Annotated in this window: 2 protein-coding genes; one reads left to right on the top strand and one right to left on the bottom strand. The window is 41.5% G+C overall.

The window, feature by feature from the left end; translation table 11 throughout:
• Positions 1 to 676 (top strand): ParB/RepB/Spo0J family partition protein (locus B4U84_RS30105; protein WP_131121656.1); only part of this gene is annotated, 676 nt, incomplete at its 5' end.
• 303 nt (positions 677 to 979) lie between these two features.
• On the opposite strand, the gene B4U84_RS30100 is transcribed toward B4U84_RS30105, so the two are convergent.
• A complete protein-coding gene (locus B4U84_RS30100) occupies positions 980 to 1,771 on the bottom strand; it encodes a TspO-related membrane protein (RefSeq protein WP_131121655.1) in 792 nt (263 codons plus the stop codon).
• Positions 1,772 to 2,127 lie beyond the last annotated feature (356 nt).

Raw genomic sequence — 2,127 nt, 5'->3', positions numbered from 1 at the left:
TGGAGAAAGAAGGCTAAAAGCAGCAGTGTCAGCCGGACTAACTGAAGTCCCCATTATTATTAAAAACTTTACTGATAAACAAGCTCTGCAAGTAGCTCTACTGGAAAACCTCCAACGTGAAGACCTCAACCCAGTTGAAGAAACTGAAGGGATATTAGAATTACTCAGCATTGAGCTTGATGTCACCACCGACCAAGTAGTATCAATCCTCAACCAAGTAGCCAATGTCAAAAAACGAAAATTAGAGTTGACGGAAAACGTTTCCCGTCAGCTAGTATTAGTCGAATCTCTGTTGGCTGGTATCGGTAGATTTAATACGGAAAGCTTTCGTACTAGCCGCCTACCACTGCTCAATCTGCCTGCTGATGTGTTGGAGGTACTACGCTCTGGTCAACTTGAATACACCAAAGCACGAGCGATCGCACGAGTTAAAGATGACCAAACTAGAAAGCAGCTTCTAGAGGATGCGATCTCCTACAATCTCTCACTCAACGAGATTAAGCGCAAAATCAAAGAAATTGAGCAACAGTCTGAATCAGAGTCACCATCTTTAAAAGACCAAGTTGATGATACCTTCCAACGCTTCAAGAAAGCTAAAGTGTGGGATGATCCGAAGAAAAAAGCCAAGGTAGAGAAGCTGTTGGCACAGTTAGAAGCATTAATGAAAGCAGATTAATTTAGAAATTGTAGTGGAAATTCAATTGGCTATTATTGGCATCAGCCTATGTAGAGTTTTTCGCGCTTTAGTGAAGGCGATGGGATGCTTCGCCGCACTCAGTACAACAGAGCGATGTTTAGCAACAACCATCCATTTGGGTAGGCGACTAAACAGGCTTTGATTATGCCACCCGTATTTAGGAACATACTTAGATTCGCGCGTAAGCGGCTTCTCGCAGAGTGCAACAAGCCATAACTTCCAGAGCCAGGTTTGTAGGAATTCCCCTTGTTTGTAAGCGCTTAATTCCAAAACGTCATTGAATTATTGAATATGTTCTTGTTGGGAAAGTGAACTTTTAATTATAGTGATCACGACAAGGGCAATTGTCAAAACTAATGCTACATTCCTAAGCGTTGGATTATTCCAGTGCTTAAGTGCAAGCGCAAATATTGCCCACACAGTTACTCCCGTATAAGCAATATCTCGGCGTTGGATGACAATGACTACAGCAATTGCAGTTGCTAGCAACAACATGACCACAGTCCATACTTCGGCAGAAATGCCCCAACCATTCCAACCCTGAAAATATAAGGCACATGCCACATTAACAATGGTTGCTACGCTAATCCAACTAAGATAAATGCTGATCGGAGCGTGGAGACACCACTTTTTAATGCGAGATACACGCTTGTTACCAATTCCTAAGTGTAAATAAACACCAATCAGGGGTAACAAAATCAAGAGCATCGCTATTACAGAAAGTACAAAAAGCCTAGATAGGAAGAAGTATACCCAGATACTTTGAGACACCAAGGCAATCACCAACAGATATGCACTCTTGCGTAAATCTAAATCATGTTTCTGGCTTGGCAGAAATTGGTAGACTCCAAAAGCAAATAACCCAAGGTAAATCAGCCCCCAAATGGCGAAGGCATAATTAGCAGGGATAATCAGGACATTTTTGAACAAAGTATTGGAAATTTCCCCTATGCTGAGTCCATTCAACGGAAAAAAGTTCGATGCGACATTGACAACGAAAGCGCCGATGATTGCAGCTAGGGTTACAAGCTGTCTGAAAAAATCCCGGTAGTTGCCTTGATGAGACTGCTGCATGGGATAGTTGGATAACTTATATCTTCTGTGCTTTTACCTTATATCCTATCCAACAAGAGATAGCACGCTCGTACTTTGAGTGTTCAAAAATTTCCAATGCCCAAACCAAATGCTGAGTACTAGTTGGGGCGATCGCTCTTAGGAACTAATTGTTTTTGTAAGAAAAAAGTTAAATATACTACATCCGTAATCAGTAAATACAAAAGAATTATTGACCAGACAATCAAACAAATTGCAAAAACTTCACACGACAACTGGTAATTGTCCGCTAGTGTCTACCGGACTGTCGGCTCGACAATTTTTAATAGTAGGGCAGACAGGGAGATATTGTATGGCAGAAAACGCATCAGACAACA

The organism is Westiellopsis prolifica IICB1 (genome assembly GCF_004323185.1).
GTDB classification, from domain to species: Bacteria; Cyanobacteriota; Cyanobacteriia; order Cyanobacteriales; family Nostocaceae; genus Pelatocladus; species Pelatocladus prolificus_A.
The sequence above is the reverse complement of the archived record's forward strand: the minus strand, read 5'-3'. Positions and strand labels throughout refer to the sequence as shown.